19 protein-coding genes are annotated in these 19,575 nt (G+C 49.4%); 8 read left to right on the top strand and 11 right to left on the bottom strand.

Annotation, left to right across the window (positions count from 1 at the left end):
* Positions 1–223: 223 nt before the first annotated feature.
* From C7R91_RS10180 to C7R91_RS10170, 3 genes are all read left to right on the top strand, one after another.
* Positions 224–916, top strand: a complete 693-nt coding sequence (locus C7R91_RS10180) for a CoA transferase subunit A (RefSeq protein WP_015893185.1) — start codon at positions 224–226, stop codon at positions 914–916.
* Positions 917–962: 46 nt separating this feature from the next.
* The gene (locus C7R91_RS10175) at positions 963–1,619 is read left to right on the top strand and encodes a CoA transferase subunit B (RefSeq protein WP_047073241.1); all 657 of its coding nucleotides are present in this window, start codon (positions 963–965) and stop codon (positions 1,617–1,619) included.
* A 100-nt stretch (positions 1,620–1,719) separates the two neighbouring features.
* Positions 1,720–2,484 carry an alpha/beta hydrolase gene (locus tag C7R91_RS10170; protein WP_083995192.1) on the top strand — a complete coding sequence of 255 codons (765 nt, stop codon included), beginning with the start codon at positions 1,720–1,722 and terminating at the stop codon, positions 2,482–2,484.
* On the opposite strand, the gene C7R91_RS10165 is transcribed toward C7R91_RS10170, so the two are convergent.
* Entirely contained in the window at positions 2,462–3,676 is a 1,215-nt protein-coding gene (locus C7R91_RS10165; RefSeq protein ID WP_047073243.1) for an MFS transporter, read from the bottom strand. The genes C7R91_RS10170 and C7R91_RS10165 overlap by 23 nt on opposite strands.
* 125 nt (positions 3,677–3,801) lie before the next feature.
* Here C7R91_RS10165 and C7R91_RS10160 point away from each other — a divergent pair, with 125 nt between their 5' ends.
* Entirely contained in the window at positions 3,802–4,695 is an 894-nt protein-coding gene (locus C7R91_RS10160; RefSeq protein ID WP_047073245.1) for a LysR family transcriptional regulator, read from the top strand.
* Between the two features lie 69 nt (positions 4,696–4,764).
* Here C7R91_RS10160 and purU read toward each other — a convergent pair whose 3' ends face one another.
* From purU to C7R91_RS10135, 5 genes are all read right to left on the bottom strand, one after another.
* Positions 4,765–5,661: a formyltetrahydrofolate deformylase gene (gene purU, locus C7R91_RS10155; protein WP_047073247.1), complete on the bottom strand. Its 897-nt coding sequence runs from the start codon at positions 5,659–5,661 to the stop codon at positions 4,765–4,767.
* A gap of 112 nt (positions 5,662–5,773) precedes the next feature.
* Complete coding sequence (locus C7R91_RS10150) at positions 5,774–6,454, bottom strand: TetR/AcrR family transcriptional regulator (protein WP_047073249.1); 681 nt, start codon at positions 6,452–6,454, stop codon at positions 5,774–5,776.
* A 17-nt stretch (positions 6,455–6,471) separates the two neighbouring features.
* The gene (locus tag C7R91_RS10145; RefSeq protein WP_047073251.1) at positions 6,472–7,611 is read right to left on the bottom strand and encodes an ABC transporter permease; all 1,140 of its coding nucleotides are present in this window, start codon (positions 7,609–7,611) and stop codon (positions 6,472–6,474) included.
* On the bottom strand, positions 7,608–8,366 hold the full coding sequence (locus C7R91_RS10140; protein WP_047073253.1) for an ABC transporter ATP-binding protein: 759 nt from the start codon (positions 8,364–8,366) through the stop codon (positions 7,608–7,610). Before C7R91_RS10140 ends, C7R91_RS10145 begins: the two co-directional genes overlap by 4 nt.
* A complete protein-coding gene (locus tag C7R91_RS10135; RefSeq protein ID WP_047073255.1) occupies positions 8,363–9,553 on the bottom strand; it encodes an HlyD family secretion protein in 1,191 nt (396 codons plus the stop codon). The genes C7R91_RS10140 and C7R91_RS10135 overlap by 4 nt, the downstream gene beginning before the upstream one ends.
* A 327-nt stretch (positions 9,554–9,880) precedes the next feature.
* On the opposite strand from C7R91_RS10135, the gene C7R91_RS10130 reads away from it, so the two are divergent.
* On the top strand, positions 9,881–10,258 hold the full coding sequence (locus C7R91_RS10130) for a VOC family protein (protein ID WP_174769376.1): 378 nt from the start codon (positions 9,881–9,883) through the stop codon (positions 10,256–10,258).
* A 53-nt stretch (positions 10,259–10,311) separates the two neighbouring features.
* Here C7R91_RS10130 and C7R91_RS10125 read toward each other — a convergent pair whose 3' ends face one another.
* Positions 10,312–12,510 carry a DNA topoisomerase III gene (locus C7R91_RS10125; RefSeq protein WP_047073258.1) on the bottom strand — a complete coding sequence of 733 codons (2,199 nt, stop codon included), beginning with the start codon at positions 12,508–12,510 and terminating at the stop codon, positions 10,312–10,314.
* A gap of 243 nt (positions 12,511–12,753) precedes the next feature.
* Here C7R91_RS10125 and C7R91_RS10120 point away from each other — a divergent pair, with 243 nt between their 5' ends.
* From C7R91_RS10120 to C7R91_RS10110, 3 genes are read left to right on the top strand one after another with little or no spacing between them, the layout of a single operon-like run.
* Complete coding sequence (locus tag C7R91_RS10120; protein ID WP_047073260.1) at positions 12,754–13,263, top strand: MerR family transcriptional regulator; 510 nt, start codon at positions 12,754–12,756, stop codon at positions 13,261–13,263.
* Positions 13,256–13,696, top strand: a complete 441-nt coding sequence (locus C7R91_RS10115) for an SRPBCC family protein (protein WP_047073261.1) — start codon at positions 13,256–13,258, stop codon at positions 13,694–13,696. The genes C7R91_RS10120 and C7R91_RS10115 overlap by 8 nt, the downstream gene beginning before the upstream one ends.
* Complete coding sequence (locus tag C7R91_RS10110) at positions 13,693–15,240, top strand: MFS transporter (RefSeq protein ID WP_047073262.1); 1,548 nt, start codon at positions 13,693–13,695, stop codon at positions 15,238–15,240. Before C7R91_RS10115 ends, C7R91_RS10110 begins: the two co-directional genes overlap by 4 nt.
* 402 nt (positions 15,241–15,642) lie before the next feature.
* On the opposite strand, the gene C7R91_RS10100 is transcribed toward C7R91_RS10110, so the two are convergent.
* The 4 genes from C7R91_RS10100 to C7R91_RS10085 all read right to left on the bottom strand — a co-directional run bounded on the left by C7R91_RS10100 (position 15,643) and on the right by C7R91_RS10085 (position 19,292).
* Positions 15,643–16,569: an Ig-like domain-containing domain gene (locus tag C7R91_RS10100; RefSeq protein ID WP_047073264.1), complete on the bottom strand. Its 927-nt coding sequence runs from the start codon at positions 16,567–16,569 to the stop codon at positions 15,643–15,645.
* Between the two features lie 247 nt (positions 16,570–16,816).
* Positions 16,817–17,335: a ribonuclease FAU-1 family protein gene (locus tag C7R91_RS10095; protein ID WP_047073266.1), complete on the bottom strand. Its 519-nt coding sequence runs from the start codon at positions 17,333–17,335 to the stop codon at positions 16,817–16,819.
* A 118-nt stretch (positions 17,336–17,453) separates the two neighbouring features.
* Complete coding sequence (locus tag C7R91_RS10090; RefSeq protein ID WP_047073268.1) at positions 17,454–18,707, bottom strand: amino acid permease; 1,254 nt, start codon at positions 18,705–18,707, stop codon at positions 17,454–17,456.
* A gap of 117 nt (positions 18,708–18,824) precedes the next feature.
* Positions 18,825–19,292: a DinB family protein gene (locus C7R91_RS10085; protein WP_047073269.1), complete on the bottom strand. Its 468-nt coding sequence runs from the start codon at positions 19,290–19,292 to the stop codon at positions 18,825–18,827.
* Positions 19,293–19,575: the final 283 nt, after the last annotated feature.

Raw genomic sequence — 19,575 nt, 5'->3', positions numbered from 1 at the left:
CAAAAAACGACGAATATTGACAAAATATATTTTACAGAAAAAAATGGTATAGTTGTACTACTTTTCTGTCATTTTACATTATTTTTTATAATCCAAATGTCTCGTCACTTGTTTGTAACTCGTATCTAGTATGATAGAAGAGCAGGGAAACGGGGCATCTGCACTGACCCTATTGTTAGCGCTTACACAAATCCTTTATCTTTTCATGCTGGGAGTGATCGTCATGGCCAAAATTTATACTTCTTACACGGACATCGTGGCTGATATTCACGATGGTGCTACTTTATTAGTGGGCGGCTTCGGACTGGTAGGAATTCCGGAGAATCTGATTATCGCCCTGCGAGACAAAGCAGTGAAAAACTTGACAGTTGTCTCAAATAACTGTGGGGTAGATGATTGGGGACTCGGTCTCCTTTTACGCGAAAAGCAAATCAAAAAAATGGTCTCCTCTTATGTGGGTGAAAATAAGGAATTCGAGCGTCAATTTTTGTCCGGTGAGCTCGAAGTCGAGTTGACGCCACAAGGAACGCTCGCGGAGAGAATTCGTGCAGGCGGAGCTGGTATTCCGGCATTTTATACCCCAGCCGGAGTCGGCACACCTATCGCTGAAGGACGAGAAACGCGCGATTTCGCTGGGAAAGAGTACCTGCTTGAGTATGGCATCACGGGTGATTTCGCACTGATCAAGGCATGGAAGGCTGACAAGATGGGCAATCTCGTCTTCCGCAAAACAGCCCAAAACTTCAATCCGATGATGGCAGCAGCCGGAAAAATCACCATCGTTGAAGTGGAAGAAATCGTAGAGACAGGCGAACTGGACCCTGAGCATATTCACACACCAAGTGTCTATGTGCAACGTGTGATACAGGCACCTTCGTTCGAGAAACGCATCGAACGACGCACTGTCCGCTCATAGAGAGCAAACGAGAGAACCGGATTACATTCAAGGGAGGAAAACACAGATGTCGCTTACACGTGAGCAAATCGCCACTCGTGCCGCTGGGGAAATAGAAGATGGCTTTTACGTAAACTTGGGGATTGGAATGCCCACGCTCGTCGCCAACTACATCCCGGAAGGAAAAACGGTCGTTCTGCAATCGGAAAACGGCTTGCTCGGAATTGGCCCTTACCCGACGGAGGAAGACCTCGATCCTGATCTCATTAACGCCGGAAAAGAAACCGTTACAGCTATTCCAGGTGCGGCCTACTTCTCCAGTGCTGAATCGTTTGCGATGATTCGCGGCGGCCATATCGACCTCGCTATTTTGGGGGCAATGGAGGTTTCTGCTGCGGGTGATCTCGCAAACTGGATGATCCCTGGCAAAATGGTCAAGGGCATGGGCGGTGCCATGGATCTCGTCCACGGCGCGAAAAAAATCGTCGTCATCATGGATCATGTCAACAAGCATGGTGAGACAAAAATCTTGAATGAATGTGCGCTGCCACTTACCGGCAAGAAGGTAGTCAACCGTATCATTACGGACAGAGCTGTCATGGACGTGACACCAGACGGGCTCGTCCTCGTCGAAGTAGCAGAAGGCTATACAGTGGAAGATATCCAAGCCTGCACGCAACCTACGCTACTTATCTCTCCAGAACTGAAAACGATTGGGCTGTAACCTATTTTTCAGGTACAGAACCCCGCTAGTGAATAGCCGACTTCATCGCAGCTGCGTGAAGTCGCTTTTTCTTTCCTTTTTTTGCTTAGTGTGGGCACACTTGCGCGGTCGCCTCCTCCTCACCTTTTCGTATATAATATGGATGATCCATCAAATTTCCCAGTATTTGAGAGGAAGAGATTCCATGTCAGGAACAGTCGGATGCTTACTCATCCATGGATTCGCCGGAGACATCAACGATATACTCCCACTCGCCAAAAAGCTTCGCGAGGCTGGCTATCAGGTGGAATGCCCTACCTTGGAGGGGCATGGGACTACTCGTCGTCACATGGCAAAAAGCACCCGCCATGACTGGCTGCGCTCGGCAGAAGAAGGCTACAAACGACTGGCCATGCGCGCTGACACCATCGTGGTCATCGGTTTTTCCATGGGGGGGCTGCTCGCCTTTCACTTGACGACGAAATACCCCGTCGCCTTGCTAATTACCATCAACACCCCTTATAAATATTGGGATGTCAAAGAAGCGATGCACTATTTGCGCGAGGATTTCTCTACCCACTCCAAACGCTACATACATGGCATCGGCAGAATCCCTTTTAGCAGCATGCTGCAATTTCGCAGGCTGCTGGCAGAAACGAAGCCACTTTTGCCTCAAATTACGACCCCTTATGTCCTGCTGCAAGCAAGGCGAGACGATACTGTACACGCCGTGAGCGCACAAATACTCGCAACCAGTGTAGACGAGTCTGCCTCCCCGCAAATCACCTGGTACGAGCATTCGAATCATATGCTGCTGCACGGCCCAGACAAGGAGGCAGCCATTGCTCACGTCATGGCAACCATCAAGAAGCGCTTTCCATCTTGACCAGCTTTGGTCGCCACAGCCATACAAGACCAACCAGAAGCAAGATGATCGCTATTCCGATGTACACCAGACCCAGACCTACGTGTTCATCCAGCCAGAAAGCAAGGAGCGGCCCCAACGCAGCGCCCAAATCACTTAAAACTGAATACCCTGTCATTACCACTTGGCTGTTGGCCTGTCTCGCAGCTTCATCTGCCGCAAGGGTATCCAGCACGGTCGTGATAATTGTCGCGGTCAGCTGGATGCCGAATAAAATCGCAAACCATAGCACAAGCGAAGACGTTGCCTGCAACGCGGCAAACAGAACGGAAGCGACTAACAACGTCCCGACGAATAATTTCGTCCGGCCATGCCTGTCCGACAATTTGCCTACCAATGGGGCAGCCCACGGCTCCCACCCCCAGCGAATACCTTGGATCACACTCGCAATCACTGCTGCCCCCAGCACGACTCCGCCAATCATGATGAGCGGCTCACGTACTTCGATCACTCTGCTTAGCGTGGAGGTAAACACCCCCTGGTACACCATCGTCACGAGCAATCCCGTCATCAGCGTCAACAGCACCTGCGCCTGACTCCACAAGCGGTTTCCTGTATCCATCTGCTTCACGTCTTTCGGATGCTGACTGGTAAAGGAAGGACGTATATAGCGAAAAACAAGAACGAATGCAAACAAAGAAGGTATCGCAAGTGCGATGGAGGCAACAGAAAGCCCGTACCAAGAGGCAAGCAGCGCTCCGACCAGCATACCGCCAAGACTGCCCAATCGATACAGCCCGTTGTACAAGCCCATGAGCTGCCCGCGATTATGCCCTTCGGAAACACTCACGATCAAGGAATACGCACCTAGTCTTAAAAACGTCCAAGCGACTCCCCACAAGCATCGCATCAGAAGCCACAGCCAAAAGCCTTCCAAGCTGTACGAAAGTGTCGTCAGAAAAGCCAGCACTACTGCCACAATCAAACCTGTGCGTCCGCCCGAGCGCTCATACCATTTTCCAACAAGAGGGCCGATTGGTACACGGATGAAGCGGTTCACCGCAAGCAATACCCCCACTTCCCACAACGATGTTAATCCTGCCTCCTTCCAGAAAAGAGGAAGCACTACATACAGCATCGAATCTCCTATCATGCATAATGCTGTCACCAGTGCGACTGCCACGACTTGTGTCTTTCCACTGACTTCTCTCATCTCCTGATCCTTCTCTCTACTCGTTTTTACGTCTTTCTGAGTTATACCTTACGTGCAATCACTCATCATTTCTAATACATCTTTATCTATCACTCATAAACAAAAGTTATGAATCGAGGTACAGGATGAATTTACATGCCCTTCGCATTTTCGTAGAAGTAGCGTCACGAGGCAGTGTCACAGAAGCAGCAATCGCACTCTCGATCAGCCAGCCTGCCGTAAGTGCCCAAATCCGCAAGCTTGAAAGTGAATTGGACATGACCTTGCTCATCCCGGATGGTCGCGGCATTTCCCTCACCTATGAGGGGCGCTTTCTTTTTGAAAAATCACGCCGCATTTACGACTGGGAACGGGAAATCGAATCACATCTGACAGAAATCAAACAAGGGAAGAAAGGACGGCTAAGGATTGCTTCTACCTATCTCCCCTCCCATTATCTCGTGCCACAGTGGCTGGCTCAGTACAAGCGCGATTATGAAGGAGTCGATGTGGAAATTCGCACGCGTAATTCCATGCAATCCATTGAACTGCTTTTGAGCTGTGAGGTCGATGTGGCCGTTATTATCAAGGAATCGTGGGATGAGCTGCCTATCAATCGGCATCATCTGATGGATGTACCCTATTGGTTTATTTTGCCCGCCCATCATCCGCTTGCAGGAAAAGATATCCGTATGGAGCAGCTCGTGGAGGAACCATTTTTGTTGCGGGAGCAAGGCAGCTCTACCCGCGATTGGCTTTTTACCCTTTGTCGGGAGCATGGTGTGAAACGTCCACAGATCGGTATACAGTTTCACGGTCTGGTCGAATCTATCCACTCCGTTCGCGCGGGATATGGGACGATGTTGGCTCCTGCTCTGGCCGTCAGGGAAATGGTAGAGCGTGGGGAGGTCGGTCGAGTATCCGTGCCAGGGGTAGAGATCAAGCGTCCCTTGTATGTCTGCACACGTGACGATGAGACAGAGCAGCGGCCTGTTGTTGCTCAGTTTTTGGAGTTGGTAAAGCGGGAGAAACTGACTTGAAAATAGGATGAGTCAAAACGAAAAAAGAGGCTCTTCCTCAAAAGGAAGGCCTCTTCTTATGCGCAATGCTTATGGGAACACAATCGTCTTGTTGCCGTACACCAGCACCCGATCCTCCAGATGCCAACGAACTGCACGTGCAAGCACCGTACGCTCTACCTGACGTCCCAGCTGCTTCAGTGCCTCGACGTCTTCCTGGTGCGATACACGTTGAACGTCTTGCTCGATAATCGGCCCTGCGTCCAGCTCTTCCGTGACGTAATGCGCCGTCGCTCCGATCAGCTTCACGCCGCGACGGTACGCCTGCTCGTAAGGCTTCGCTCCGACAAAGGCCGGGAGGAAGGAATGGTGGATATTGATAATCCGCATCGCATAGTCCTCCAAAAAGCGCGGGGACAAAATCTGCATGTAGCGAGCGAGAACGATCAGATCGACGCCCTCTGCTGCTGCCAGCTGCGCTGCTTCTGCCTCCGGCTTGTTATCCTTCGTGACTGGGATGCAACGATACGGAATACCGAAGGACTCGACAGTCTCCTGCATGTCAGGATGGTTGCTGACGACAACCGCAATATCCGCGAACAGCTCCCCGGACTTCCAGCGCCACAAGAGCTCCAAAAGACAGTGATCTTCTTTGGAAACAAACAATGCGACCTTTTTGCGCTTGTTCGCTTCGACCAACGACCATTCCATGCCAAAGCTCTCGGCTACTGGGCCGAATGCTTGCTTGATCTCTTCGCAGCGCTCGTCCAAATTGATGAGATCGAATTCAATGCGCATGAAAAACCGGCCTGTTTCCGGATCGGTCGTGTACTGGTCAGATTGAACGATGTTGGCTCCTTGTTGGAACAAGAAGTTCGAAACCGCCGCGACAATCCCCGCGCGGTCCGGGCAAGAAATCAGCATGCGCGCACGATCTTTGTTTTTCTCACGATACGCGAGCCATTCTCTCTCTGATAACAATTGCATGGTTTACTCTCCTCCAAAAAAACAGCAAAAAGTTGTTTGCAATTATACCATTCCCAGAAGGGATTTCTATACCCAATTAGAGAGAAAAATGTTCACTTATCGATAAAAAAATTTAGATAGAGTGATTTCCAATCCCGTTTAGCAAAATATCTACGGTCAGGGCGATTTGCTCGTCGTCGCTGAACTGCGTAAACTCATCGGTATCCAAAACTTGCCGGAATAATACGAGCCCGATCATCGAGGACAGGATCGCCCGAAAGACTGCCTGCGTCGGGAGCGGGCGCAATTCGCCTACCTCTACCTTTGCCTCGATCAACTTATTTGCCATCTCCTTCACACCCGTGAAAACCGTAGCGATCAGTGCTTCCCTGATTTCGTCATGGAAAAAGGCTTCTTGCAGCAAAATCCGAATATGCTTTTCATTCGCCAGCACCAGGTCGATCCTGTTTCGGTACAGCTCTGTCACGATTTGAGAGAATGCTTTATTGTTCTGTTCTTTGAATATCTCTCGGACATCCTTCAAGATAAACGGCGCCGCGAATTTGACCAATACAGGTGCGACAACGGCGAGTAAAATATCCTTTTTCGATTTGTAGTGGCGAAAAATCGTTCCCTCTGCCACTCCTGCTTCTTTGGCAATTTCAGAGGTGGAGCTGGCATGGAAGCCTTTTTCAGCGAACAGCTTCACTGATGCACGCAAAATATTTCGCTGCTTCTCCGTCATCTCACTCTCATCTTTCAACTCTTCTACATATTGCAACAGGCCTTCTACAAATGTTGGCGGCTTGTTCATCACCCATTACGCTCCTCTTATTCGATCTTCTTGCGGAATCGCAGGATAGCGACCGTCAGAATCAAGAGACAGAAGCTGCTCATTCCGACGACATCCTTCCAGAGCGCATCGATGTCCACGCCCTTTAAGAAGATTCCCCGCAGGATTTCCAGAAAATAGGTCAACGGGACGAGCCCGCCTAACCATTGTATCACGAGCGGCATCGAATCGCGCGGGAACATAAAGCCGGAGAGAAGCACGCTAGGCAGGATAAAGGCAAATGCCATTTGCATCGCTTGAAGCTGGGTCTTTGCCACCGTAGAAATGAAAATGCCCAAGAGAAGCGTCGTCACCAAAAACAAGACAGACAAAGTCACCAAAAGTGAAATGCTGCCTTTGATCGGTACTCCGAACCAATACGTTCCAACCAATAGCACCAGGCAAAATGAAAAGAGACCTACACCTACATATGGGGTAATTTTGCCCAGCATTAGCTCCAATGGACGTATCGGGGTCACGATTAACTGCTCCATCGTTCCCCGCTCCTTCTCACGAACAAGGGAAAACGCCGTCAGAATCATCGTCACATTTTGCATAATCAAGCCGATTAAGCCGGGAATATTGAAGACAATACTCTCCATATTGGGATTAAACAGGACGCGTGTATCCAAGCCGAGTGGCTGTTCCAGCTCACCCAAGCCCTGTTTTTGCAGCTTCATTTCCTGCAACGTGATCGCTTGATGCTGGACGATCAACTGCGCTTGAGAGGTCGCAGTGCGGGCGATATTCGGATCGGAGCCATTAATGAGCATTTGCACATCTACCGGCTCATTGCGATCACGCTTGCGGGTGTAGTCAGGCCCGATTATGAGCGCTACATTTACGGAGCCATCGTCTAACATGGCTTCGATCTCCTTGTAGCTACTTACATGGGCTGCCACCTCAAATACACGCGTATTGACAAACTGATCCACCAGCTCTCGACTGGCAGCAGAAGGGCTTTGATTCCAGACGGCCATCTGGATGTCATTCACGTCTGTATTGACAGCATATCCGAACAAAAACAGCAGCATCAGCGGCATGACCAACGCAATCGCCAGACTGGGTCGATCCCGCTTGATTTGGATGACTTCCTTCTTCACGACAGACCAATAACGCTCCCAGACAAAATGCCTCATCGGACTCCCTCCCCCGCCGCCTGTCTGGCTTCCTCCTGCCTAACCAGATCGATGAAGACATCCTCCAGATTGCCTACTCCCATACGATCGATCAACTCTTGTGGAGTGCCTTCCGCCAGCAGATTGCCGAAAAAGATAAAGCCGATCCAATCACATGTCTGCGCCTCATCCATGTAGTGTGTGGTCACCAGCACGGTAATCCCCTGTCTCGCCAGCTCATGAATCACGTCCCAAAAAATCCGACGGGAAACAGGATCGACTCCAGCTGTCGGTTCGTCCAAAATCAACAGCTCCGGCTTGTGCAAAAGAGCGCAGGAGAGCGCGAGGCGTTGCTTCCATCCCCCAGACAGCGATCCCGCAAGCTGCTTTTCCCTGCCTGTCAGGCCTGCCATCTCAATCAGTTCAGCTTTCCGCTCCTTGCGTTCTCCAGCACCTAATCGATAAACCCCGGCATAAAAATCGAGATTTTCTTCCACTGTCAAATCTTCATACAGGCTGAACTTTTGTGACATATACCCGATCCGTTGCTTAATTTCCTCGCTCTGTGACATGACATCGAAGCCAAGTACCGTCCCCTTTCCCGTCGTCGGGGTCAGCAAACCGCAAAGCATTCGGATTGTGGTCGATTTCCCTGAGCCATTCGGACCCAAAAAACCGTAAATCGAACCTCGCGGAACTGTCAGTGTCAAGCTGTTCACGGCTACCCGATCTCCAAAACGCTTCGTCAACTGCTCGCATTGGATAGCGGTGTTCATTGACCTCCCTCCTCGTCTGCCAGCAGCACATCGGCAGGCATACCTGGTTTGATTTTGTCGAGTCCATCTGTGATGTGTATCGTAACAGCGAACACAAGCTTGGTGCGTTCATCAGGTGTTTGTACATTCTTCGGCGTGAACTCTGCTTTTTCCGAGATGCGACTGATCGTTCCAGTAAACGTCTCTTCCGGATAAGCATCCACCTTGATGCCAACCTCTTGCCCTTTTTTCACCCGATTCAATTGTGCTTCCGGGATGTACACGACGAGCTCGAGCTGATCTGGTTTCATCATCGTAAACAAGGTGGCGCCTGCTTTGGCTACCTCCCCCTGTTCGATAGAGGAGCGCAAGAGAGTCCCATCGTCGGTTGCCGTAATCTTGGACTTTTCCAACTGCAATATGGCTTGATCCAGTTTCGCTTTCGCCTGCTGCTGGCTGGCGAGCAGTGCCCGAATCGCGTAATCGGTACTTCCTTCCTTCACCTGATCAAGCTCCGCCTGCGCTCCTGCTTGCGCGGCTTGTGCTGTACCGATTTGGGCCGCAGCAGCAGCGATGTCTTCTTGTGCAGAACGGTACTGTGCCTGTACCTGTGCTACTTGTGCCGCCCATTGATCTGCCTGCGTTTTTGCCTGGTTCACTGCTTCTTTTTGCGTGTCGAGGTCTTTGGCAGAGATTGCTCCTTTTTCGAAAAGGGCTGTTGCTTCCTCGAGTCTTTTTTGTTGATACAAAAGGGTCTGCTGCGCCCCCTGCCATTGCGATTCTGCCTGCGTCATCTGCTCAGCAGCACGTGCTTTTCCTGCTTCCGCCTGATTTTTTCTCGCTAGTGCCAGTTGGATATTCGCATTGGCCTGCTGGACGTTGGCTATGCTTCTTTGGATCGTCGTGTCGCGTGAACCTGCCTTCGCCTCTTCTAGTCTGGCTGTCGCTTGATCCAATGCTGCCTGTGCTTCTGCCACAGTAATTTGGTAGCTTCGTTTATCGATTTGGGCCAGCACTTGTCCTTTTTTTACTGCACTTCCCTCTTCTGCCGTAACGTTTGTCACCAATCCGCCTACTTCTGCTACGATTGGCACCTCGATGGCCTCGATTGTGCCGGACAGAGACGGATAATTTTCGGATGTCCAATTGCAGCCAGACAAAGCCAGTAACAGTCCCCCGATACAAATAGAGCGAACAACCGGTTTCATAAACGCTTCCCCCCTACCTACATAATAGAGTGAGTAATCACTTTCTTTTTATGAGTAAAAAAACAAGCCACAGAACCAGGCTCTAGACGAACTTTTTGATTAGCGAGTGATTACTCACTTTTAATTGTGAGTATATGCTCCTCTTTTACGAAATGCAATTCCTTTTTCTAAAATGCGCAATCGAAAAGAAATCCTGTCTGATTATTCATGCTATGATGAAGACAAGCTAGACCACGTCCGTTGGCATCGGGTATCAGGTACCGTCGGAATGGAAAGGATTAGGATCGTCGGGTTTTTACATACCATGTAGGGAGTGGAAAATGTATGATGATTAGCAAGGTCGGTCAAATCATGCTGTATGTCAATAACCAGGACCAAGCAGTGAACTTTTGGACCGAAAAACTAGGGTTCCGTGTGGTTTCAGAAGAGAAGAACGGTGAAATGAGATGGATTGAAATTGCTCCCGCACAAGGCGCTGAAACAAGCATCGTTCTACACAATAAGGAATTCGTTGCGAAAATGTCGCCCGGAATGAATCTTGGCACTCCTTCGCTCCTGTTCTTTTCGGAAAATATCGATGACTTACGGAACGATTTGCTCAACAAGAATGTAAAAGTCGGAGAAATTGTGACGATGCCTTCGGGCCGTGTCTTTAACTTTGCAGATGATGAAGAAAATTACTTTGCTATTCTGGAGAAAAAGTAAATAGAAGGAGGCGGCTGACAGGAATGGTCGGCCGCCTTTTGTATCACGCCTCTTTAGTCGAACTTTAATTTGGACAGTGCGTCTTTCAACGCTGAGTTGATTCCTTCGTCCTGCTCCTTGTCTTGCCCCTTCAAATACTTGGCTACTTCTTTCTTTGAAATCTTGCTGCCCTTTTCCTTATCCCGACGCTCCTGGAAGGTTTTCAGTTTTTCCTTGTGCCCACACGCACAGACAAAGGTTTGCCCTTCCCCTTCTCCGCGCAGCTCCAATCTTTTGTGGCATTTTGGACATCTGGCATTGGTCTGCTTGGCAATGCTTTTGCGATAGCCGCATTCCCGATCCTGGCACACCTGCATTTTGCCGCGCTTTCCGTTTACCTCCAGCAAAAACTTATTGCACTCCGGGCATCTGCTTCTGGTCAGGTTGTCGTGCCGGAAAGTCTGATCGCTGTTTTTGATCTGTTGGACGACTTCTTTGGCGTACGTTTTCATCTCTTCGATAAACGCTCGCTTGTTCAAGCTTCCTTTGGCGATGGCACCGAGCTTTTGCTCCCATTGGGCGGTCAAGGTCGGCGACTGCATTTCATCTGGGACGAGCTCCAGCAATTGCTTGGCTTTTGCGGTGACAAAAATATGCTTGCCGCGCTTCTCTAGTAAAAAGCTGTTGAACAGCTTCTCGATCACATCCGCCCGGGTTGCTACCGTACCTAGTCCGCCCGTTTCCCCAATCGTTTTGATCAAATCCTTGCTCTCGTTTGCCATGTATTTCGCCGGGTTTTCCATCGCAGACAGCAGACTCGCTTCCGTGAAAGGCTCTGGCGGCTTCGTCTCGCCCTTTGTCTGGGATATTGACTGGATGTGCAGGCGATCTCCTTTGGCAAGAGAAGGCAGGATTTGTTCCTTTACGTCGTCCTTCGCATCGTCTTCTTCTACATCGTGGTCATAAGCCTCTCTCCAGCCTTGGGAGAGCACCGTTTTTCCTTTTGCCAGAAACGTTTCATTCCCGATTTTCGCCTGGATGGTTGTTTGCTCGTATTCGAAGGCAGGTAGCAACACAGCCAGGAAGCGCTTCACGATGAGATCAAAAATCTTACGTTCCTTATCGCTCAAATCACCGAGAAAAACAGCTTGCTCTGTCGGGATAATCGCATGGTGATCCGATACTTTGCTGTCATCCACGAACGATTTGTTCGCTTTGATCGGCGCACGCAGGATTCTGGCTGCGAGGGGCGCATATGGCTTCATTTGGACAGCCTTGATTCGATCCGGCAGCGTCTCGACGATATCAGCAGAGAGATAGCGAGAGTCCGTTCGTGGGTACGTCACTGCCTTGTGATGCTCATATAGCCCTTGCATGATGGACAGCGTCTGCTTTGGTGAGTAGCCAAACATCCGGTTGGCATCCCGTTGCAGCTCCGTCAAATCGTACAGCTGTGGAGCATACGTCTTTTTGTGCGCACGAGTAATCTCGATGACTTCTGCGCTTTTCTCCTGTTTGAGAGCGGCCATTAGCTGATCAGCTTTTTCCTTGGAAAATGTTTTGAAATCCTTCGTTTGCTGATCCTGCCATTGGAGCTGAATCGGACCCTGGGCCACCGCAGACAGTCCGTAAAAGGGCTTGGGTGTAAAGCGACGAATTTCCTCTTCTCGCGTTGCCACAATGGCGAGAGTTGGCGTCTGGACGCGACCGCATGAGAGCTGGGCGTTATGCTTGCACGTCAAGGCGCGGGTGGCATTGATTCCAACGAGCCAGTCTGCTTCTGCACGAGCAGCAGCGGAGGCAAACAAGTTTTCATAGTTTTTGCCGTCCTTCAGATTGCGGAAGCCTTCGCGAATCGCCTTATCTGTCACCGAGGAAATCCACAGACGCTTGATTGGTTTATTCACGTGAACCAGCTCGAGAATCCACCGGGCAACGAGCTCTCCTTCTCGACCTGCATCCGTCGCAATGACGATCTGCCCGACATCGTTGCGTCTCATTTGTTGTTTGACGACCTGGAATTGCCTGTTGCTTTCCTTGATCACGACCAAGCGCAATGGGGACGGCATAATCGGCAAATCCTCGATTCGCCACGAGCTGAATTGCTGCCCGTACGCTTCAGGGTCTGCGAGAGTGACCAAATGCCCGAGCGCCCACGTCACGATATATTTATCTCCCTCAAAAAAGCCGTTTCCTTTTTTGTGACACTGCAATACCTTGGCAATGTCGCGTCCAACCGAAGGCTTTTCTGCCAGTACAACTGTTTTGCTCATGTACGACATCCTTTCAAACCAATTCAACATCCTGTTATCCATTGTAAACAAAAAAGCAGGAAGAAGGGGCTTAGAAATGTTTCGAGAAAATAAAGTTTTAAACTCTTAGGGTTATGAAACGCTAACGGGCAAGCTCACTTTCTCATTGGGAAAAACTTCAAAAGCATCCTTGACCATTACGTAACGTAACGGTTTATAGTGAATTTACCGGTGAAACGCTAGCGATCAAGAAAGGGGCTGATCATGAAACGACATTGGAAAGTCGGAGAACTTGCGAAGATGGCAGGAATTACGATACGAACTTTACGTTTCTACGATCAGATAGGCTTGTTTTCTCCATCCGGATATTCTCCATCCGGATACCGACTCTACACCGAAAAGGACATTTCACGCCTACAGCAAATTTTGTCCTTAAAGGAGTTGGGACTATCGCTGGAGCAGATTAAAGCCGTTATGACCGGAGACCAGCTCAGCTTGTCAGACATTGTAACCATTCAAATAGACAGCCTGAAAGAAAGTATCCGCATGCAGCAGAAACTCTTGCACGAGCTTGAGAATGTATCGAGTCGGATGCAAAGGAACGAACCGTTTACCGTTGAGCATTTCATGAACATCATACGGACGATGAGAATGAACCATGAGAAGTTTTTCGCCGAGAGAAAATCGAGTATGGATCGCCACCTCGACCGACTTGGTGAATATTTAGATGAGCATCCGGAAGAGCCCGGAAAAGGAGGTTTCGACAGTGAGTGAAAGATCTGCCAAACATTCCACATTTGTCATCGAAAGGAACTATAAACATTCTCCTGCCCGTGTATTCGCTGCATGGGCGGGGCAAGCAGCAAAAGCCAGTTGGTTTCCTAAAGCCGACGAGTTCGACTTCCGCGTCGGCGGCCGCGAATTCAATCGCGGTGGTCCGCCTGGGGGACCCGTTTACACATTCGATGCCTGCTATCAGGAAATCGTTGAGAATAGGCGAATTGTATACTCGTACACGCTGGACATGGAAGACAAGCGGATGTCTGTTTCTGTGACGACAGTGGAATTCGATTCCGTGGACGGCGGCACGCGCTTGATCTATACCGAGCAGGGTGTTTTTCTAGACGGTCTCGATACGCCTGAACAGCGTGAGCACGGAACAAAGGTGATGTTGGATCGACTTGGAGAGGTTCTGGACGGCCAATGAAGGATGCTGCGCTTGAATCGAGTAACCGGGCCGGTTTGAACGAATGGATTGGACTTGCCGTGCTTTCATTGCCTGCACTGCTCGTTTCGATTGACTTGTCCGTCATGATTCTCGCCCTTCCTCACATAAGCGTCTCTATCGGCGCTGACAGTACAGAACAGCTCTGGATCATGGACATATACGGCTTCATGCTCTCGGGTTTTCTGATCACGATGGGGTCGCTCGGAGATCGGATTGGCCGCCGTAAGCTGCTGATGATCGGCGCCGCGGCATTCGGTGCAGCATCGGTGTTGGCCGCTTATTCCAACACCTCTGGAATGCTGATTGCAGCACGGGCGCTGCTCGGCATAGCCGGGGCGACGGTATCGCCTTCGTCCCTGGCTTTAATCAGCAATATGTTCCGCGATCATAAGCAGCGTTCCCTCGCCATAGGCATATGGTTCATGTGCTCCATGGGAGGTATGGCGCTTGGCCCAGTGGTCGGCGGGATGATGCTGGAGCATTTTTCATGGGGTTCGATTTTTCTACTCGGGGTTCCGGTCATGGCGCTGCTGTTGTTGACTGCGTCCCATCTTCTGCCTGAATATCGGGATCCCTCACCTGGTCATTTGGATATGACTAGCGTCGTGCTGTCGATGTGCACCATTCTACCGGCAATATACAGCCTAAAGGAAATAGCTAAGCAAGGTCTACAGACTCTGCCGCTCATTGCCCTCGCGGCTGGAGTTGTTTTCGGGACGTTATTCGTAAGACGGCAGCAACGGTTGGACAATCCGCTAATGGACTTGCGCCTATTTGCAAACCCGGCCTTCAGTACAGCTCTAGGCGGCTTGTTCGGCATCACTTTGACAGGCGCTTCCATGCTCTTCATCGCACAGCATCTTCAATTCGTGGAAGGTCTATCGCCGCTTGCAGCAGCGATGTGCATGCTTCCGGGGGTGGTTGCCTCGATGGCGGGTATGCTGTTGTCGCCGATCATCGCTCGGCGAGTTCGACCGTCGCACCTTATCGGGGCTGGCCTTGCCGTCTCGGCGACTGGTTGTATTCTACTGTCCCAGGTAGAGGCGGGATCCGGACTCTCTACCCTGATCGTCGGTTATATCTTTTTTAATGCGGGAGTGGCCCCGTTTGCGAGCTTGTCCAGCGATCTAATTATCGGATCGGCCCCGCCAGCGAAAGCGGGTTCGGCGGCGTCCTTGCTGCAGACGAGCGGTGAATTCGCATTCGCACTTGGGATCGCTGTATTAGGGAGCATCGGAACATACGTGTACCGCACTCAAATTGCTGGCTTCATACCGAGAGATATTACGACGATAACATCCGGAGCCTACCGTGAAAGTCTGGCTGGGGCAGTCTCAGCGGCTAAAGCTTTACCCGAACCTATTGGTTCAACCCTTCTTCATGGCGCCCAGATAGCCTTTACCGACGGCATGCATGCTGTTGTGGGCGTTAGCGGCGGACTCATGATCGCGATCGCCATACTCACCGTGATCAAGCTTCGGCATATCCCCCCCATCGGGCAGAAAACGCCAGGTGAGATGTAATGATCTGTGGCAGTCTAGGACATTATTTTCTGGTCCTAGGCTGCCGCTGTCACTTTTATCAAGATCTGTCTAAAGTGAAACGCACCAACTTTTTCCTGCTTTTTATACAACGCCGCAAGCTCTGTGCTAATGTACGTACCTACCTCGAGCGCTCAATGGGGACGGCATAATCGGCAAATCCTCGATTCGCCACGAGCTGAATTGCTACCCGTACGCTTCAGATTAGCGAGAGTGACCAAATGTCCGAGTGCCCACGTTATCATATATTTATCTCCTTCAAAAAAGGAAAAAAGGGCCATCTCTGGAATAGAGACACCCCTTCTATCTTTACATTTCACCCTATACACTTGTCTCCCTTTAATGTAGCAGTCGCAAATTTCAATCCAATCTTCACTGATTTTTTTACTCAAACTCTACTGAAATGTCATCTAATTCTAGATCAATTGGTTCTGGATTGTTAGGAATGGCCCCTGCATCAGATGGGGTGCCTGTTGAAAACAAGGAAAAATATTTATAGCTTTCATTCCCTGATGTATCCTTTACTGCTCCTTGGGCTACCGCTAAGAGGTACTCTGCATTATTTTTTAAAGGTGTATTCGGTTGGATCGTTACCGTGTCATTTTTGACGATAAAAGTTGCAGGAACCTCCGCAGCATTTTCATCCATTAATAGGAATTCGTTTGTGCCACTTTTCACTTTGCGATCATACTTAATTGTAATCACCGCCTTTACATCCACTTTTGTTTCCTCTTCATACGGCTTTACATCGATTACTATAGGCGCTTGGTTGTTGCTGGTCACAAACTGAGTTGAATACTTATCGATCAATTTAGTAGAACCAGTCGTGCTTACAATTGCTCCTTTGTCGATCTCGATCGCATATTTCGTATTTGATTCCAAAGTCTTGTCAGGACGAATATAGAGGGTGTTATTTTTAATCTCCAATTTTCCGCTGACTGGTGATTTTCCTTTAACCTTATAGAGAGATACTACTGTTGACGGATCATTGTCAAAAGCAATTGGCACCGAGAATGTAAGCGCAGGTTGAATGTTTGTAGGAACATCTGTCTGCGCAATAATAGGATTAGAAACTGATACGAACACATCCCCAGGCTTTGGATAACTGATTAGGTTGTCGGAAATATACGTGCTATCGAGTTGGTATTCACTTTTGAATTTCGCGTCAATTTCCTGTAGCTGCTCATCATCAAGGAACTGATTCGGTACACCAAGCTCTTCTTGCTCCGATTTTGCTGATACGTTGTTGCTGTTTAGGGTTAGACTGAACATGAGTGTTACTGCGAGTAAGGCTTGAAATAAATTCTTCATACTTCTCCTCCAAAATAGTTTTTGTGTACATAAAAATCGTATTTCATTTTTAAGGCGTAACATACAGTTTTTCACGCGAAATAAAAATACAGTTATTTTGGACGAGGAACTCTTTCATCCATCGTGATCTTCCTAAATTAGAAAACTCGGAGCAAACTCCGGGCCTCCTCCGTCTCCACTCCAAAAAAGCGGTACGTCAAACCAAAAAAAGAACGAAAGCAACAACCGCCTTCGTTCTTCCATACGTTTATGCAAAAAAATTCGGAAAGTCAAAGTCATCCCGTTTGCCCGCCAAAATATTACGTAATAAAAGATCAGCGGTCTCTGTGGCAAACTGGTGATCCTCGCTCGTGATAACGCCTTTTTTCAATGCCTCATCGAGTTCATCCTGATCAAGCAGGTATACTTCTCCTGTCGGCAGTACCACGATGTCGAGGTACAAATCGTCATACCAGATATGCCCGTTCTCATCCTTGCCATGTCCCCGGCAAATATCGATATACCATTGCACGGTATTCCCCAACTCATCCATCATTTTCGTAACCGCATAAGCTTGACCATGGGGAAAATACTGCAAATACACATATCCTCTATTGCCCACACACAGTGTTTGATCCCCGACAGACATGTAGGCAGGCTCACTTACTTCGTCCAGAGTCAGGCGGACAGTGTACCCTGAGAAAGACAAAGCTTCTACCCATTTTTGCTGGTAGCCCAATCGCTTCACGCGTCTCCAACCCGGTCGATCTGCTCGTTTTCGCTTCATAGCCTGCCCTCCCTTGTCGTTTTGGTTGTTTTTACTCTACCATGAATAGGACCGCTTTGTCAGATAGCAAACAAAGACATGCTCACGTAGAACATGCCTAAACGGATGAACCAGCCAGTTATGTTTGGGAGGAGTCGTCCTTTGCTGCCAATCGACTGTGTTTGCGCCCATAAAGAAAATAGATGATCGCTCCGACCGAAAGCCAACCGAGAAAACCGACCTTGGTGAGCTGGGCCAAGCTGGAGAGGGGCAATAATCCACCGAAGGTTGCTACTAATGCAGCCACAACGAGCGTGCTCTTTTGTGGCACCTGTGTGCGGGGATGTACGTGCGAGAAAAGCTCGGGGAGCAAGCCATCTCGGCTCATCGCAAAAAACATCCGGGCTTGTCCATACATCATAACTAACAAAACTGTCGTGATCCCGACAATGGCTCCCAACGAAATGAAGCCTGCTACCCAGTCCTGATTGACATAGCTGAGCGCAAACGCGACCGGATTTTTGACATTCAACAAATGGTACGGAACAATCCCTGTCAATGTCAGTGAGACCGCAATGTACAAAATCGTGCACACGAGTAAGGAAGAGATGATCCCGATTGGCATGTCACGCTGGGGATTACGCACTTCTTCGGCCGCAGAAGACACCGCATCAAACCCGATAAAAGCAAAAAACACCGTTGCGGCACCAGTCGCTACTCCCGCAAAACCAAACGGCATGAACGGACTCCAGTTTTCCGGCTTGACATACATGACCCCAACGACGAGGAACAGGATAACTACCGCTACTTTTATTAACACCATGATAGTATTCAAGCTCGCTGACTCTTTCGTCCCTTTCATCAATAAAGCTGTAATGATAACAATGATGAGGACCGCAGGTAAATCAATGATCGTTCCTTTCGATGCATCAAACGCACTCGTGAGCGCATGGGGTAGGTGGATGTTAAACCCGGCAAGCAATCCCTGGGCATACCCCGACCATCCGCTTGCCACCGCAGCACAAGCCACACCGTATTCGAGAATCAAGTCCCACCCGATCATCCAAGCGACAAACTCCCCAAATGCCGCATAGCTGTAAGTATAAGCACTTCCCGACACGGGAACAGTCGAAGCAAATTCTGCATAGCAGAGTGCGGCAAACACACAGGCAAGCGCCGCAATAACAAAAGACAAAACAAGTGCCGGTCCAGCGTGCAAGGCAGCGGCAACTCCCGTTAACACAAAAATCCCTGTTCCCATGATCGCGCCAATGCCCAGCATTGTCAGGTCAAAAGCACCTAATGACTTTTTGAGGGAGCTCTCTGTTTTATCCACCTGCTCCAGCATTTGCGTAACTGACTTTTTCCTCAGCAATTGATTTTTCCATGACATCATGTGCGACCTCCCAAGCGGGTCATTCACTTCCAAATGTGATTGAAAACAGTTGGAGTATGATCCGTATGGAGGAAAATTATGCACAGACACAGCTTGGATCGAGGTTTGTCAGGGCTACCTGCGCGTTAATCCGCGCCCAATTACATTGGCGGAAACGGGAGCAATCCCGAGCTCTCTTGCCCAAACAGACAACTGCCCCATGTGATGAATCTCGTGGGCGATGACATGGCGAAGCAGCTCGCCCTTTGTGTATAGTTCATCATCCCAGGCGACCTTTACTGATTCGTTCTCCATCTCGTCTGACCAATTCTCGATGAAATCACGCAATTCTACGCGCCAGGCATCTGATAGCTCTTTTACTTTTTCCAGCGTCTTGTATGCTTCGTATGCCACCTGAACATCCGGCTTTCCTTGCACACCCCGAAGCCAGCTATACTCGACGTCAGCAATGTGAAACAAGGTGTACAAAATCGTGCCAGCCCCACCTGTACGCTCGCGCAGCAATTCTTCTGGTGGAAGCTGCTTACACCATTCCATCCACTCGTCCCGTACCTGCCAGTTATACTGGAAAAACATCTTCATCGAGTTCACCCTTTGTATGATGATTATGTAGATTAGGAAAATTTTAAATGATTATAGCACGTACGTTCTTGTTTGGTAAAACCATTAGTGGTGGTCTTCTAACCGTAGTGGTCGGGTGAATCCCAGTCATCATGTTTTCCAGTCGTCTGTATCCTCTCTTCGTTCGGGCGGTCTCCTTCCAAACATGTGACAGGGCTTTCGTATAGTGTTGATCCTCTTCGGGCTTTTAGATCATATTGGTTGGTCAGTTCAAAGTAGCTTCCTTAAATTCTTTTTAGCCAAA

It is taken from the genome of Brevibacillus formosus (assembly GCF_003013405.1).
In the GTDB taxonomy this organism is placed as follows: domain Bacteria; phylum Bacillota; class Bacilli; order Brevibacillales; family Brevibacillaceae; genus Brevibacillus; species Brevibacillus formosus.
This window is presented reverse-complemented; position numbering and strand designations above follow the sequence as displayed.

Coding starts and splice junctions, on each gene's coding strand:
- C7R91_RS10130 (WP_174769376.1), top strand. CDS start 9,881: ATGATTAGCAAGGTCGGTCAAATCATGCTGTATGTCAATAACCAGGAC.
- C7R91_RS10165 (WP_047073243.1), bottom strand. CDS start 3,676: ATGAGAGAAGTCAGTGGAAAGACACAAGTCGTGGCAGTCGCACTGGTG.
- C7R91_RS10100 (WP_047073264.1), bottom strand. CDS start 16,569: ATGAAGAATTTATTTCAAGCCTTACTCGCAGTAACACTCATGTTCAGT.
- C7R91_RS10145 (WP_047073251.1), bottom strand. CDS start 7,611: ATGAGGCATTTTGTCTGGGAGCGTTATTGGTCTGTCGTGAAGAAGGAA.
- C7R91_RS10140 (WP_047073253.1), bottom strand. CDS start 8,366: ATGAACACCGCTATCCAATGCGAGCAGTTGACGAAGCGTTTTGGAGAT.
- C7R91_RS10160 (WP_047073245.1), top strand. CDS start 3,802: ATGAATTTACATGCCCTTCGCATTTTCGTAGAAGTAGCGTCACGAGGC.
- C7R91_RS10095 (WP_047073266.1), bottom strand. CDS start 17,335: ATGAAGCGAAAACGAGCAGATCGACCGGGTTGGAGACGCGTGAAGCGA.
- C7R91_RS10180 (WP_015893185.1), top strand. CDS start 224: ATGGCCAAAATTTATACTTCTTACACGGACATCGTGGCTGATATTCAC.
- C7R91_RS10125 (WP_047073258.1), bottom strand. CDS start 12,510: ATGAGCAAAACAGTTGTACTGGCAGAAAAGCCTTCGGTTGGACGCGAC.
- C7R91_RS10090 (WP_047073268.1), bottom strand. CDS start 18,707: ATGTCATGGAAAAATCAATTGCTGAGGAAAAAGTCAGTTACGCAAATG.
- C7R91_RS10085 (WP_047073269.1), bottom strand. CDS start 19,292: ATGAAGATGTTTTTCCAGTATAACTGGCAGGTACGGGACGAGTGGATG.
- C7R91_RS10120 (WP_047073260.1), top strand. CDS start 12,754: ATGAAACGACATTGGAAAGTCGGAGAACTTGCGAAGATGGCAGGAATT.
- C7R91_RS10150 (WP_047073249.1), bottom strand. CDS start 6,454: ATGAACAAGCCGCCAACATTTGTAGAAGGCCTGTTGCAATATGTAGAA.
- purU (WP_047073247.1), bottom strand. CDS start 5,661: ATGCAATTGTTATCAGAGAGAGAATGGCTCGCGTATCGTGAGAAAAAC.
- C7R91_RS10135 (WP_047073255.1), bottom strand. CDS start 9,553: ATGAAACCGGTTGTTCGCTCTATTTGTATCGGGGGACTGTTACTGGCT.
- C7R91_RS10175 (WP_047073241.1), top strand. CDS start 963: ATGTCGCTTACACGTGAGCAAATCGCCACTCGTGCCGCTGGGGAAATA.
- C7R91_RS10110 (WP_047073262.1), top strand. CDS start 13,693: ATGAAGGATGCTGCGCTTGAATCGAGTAACCGGGCCGGTTTGAACGAA.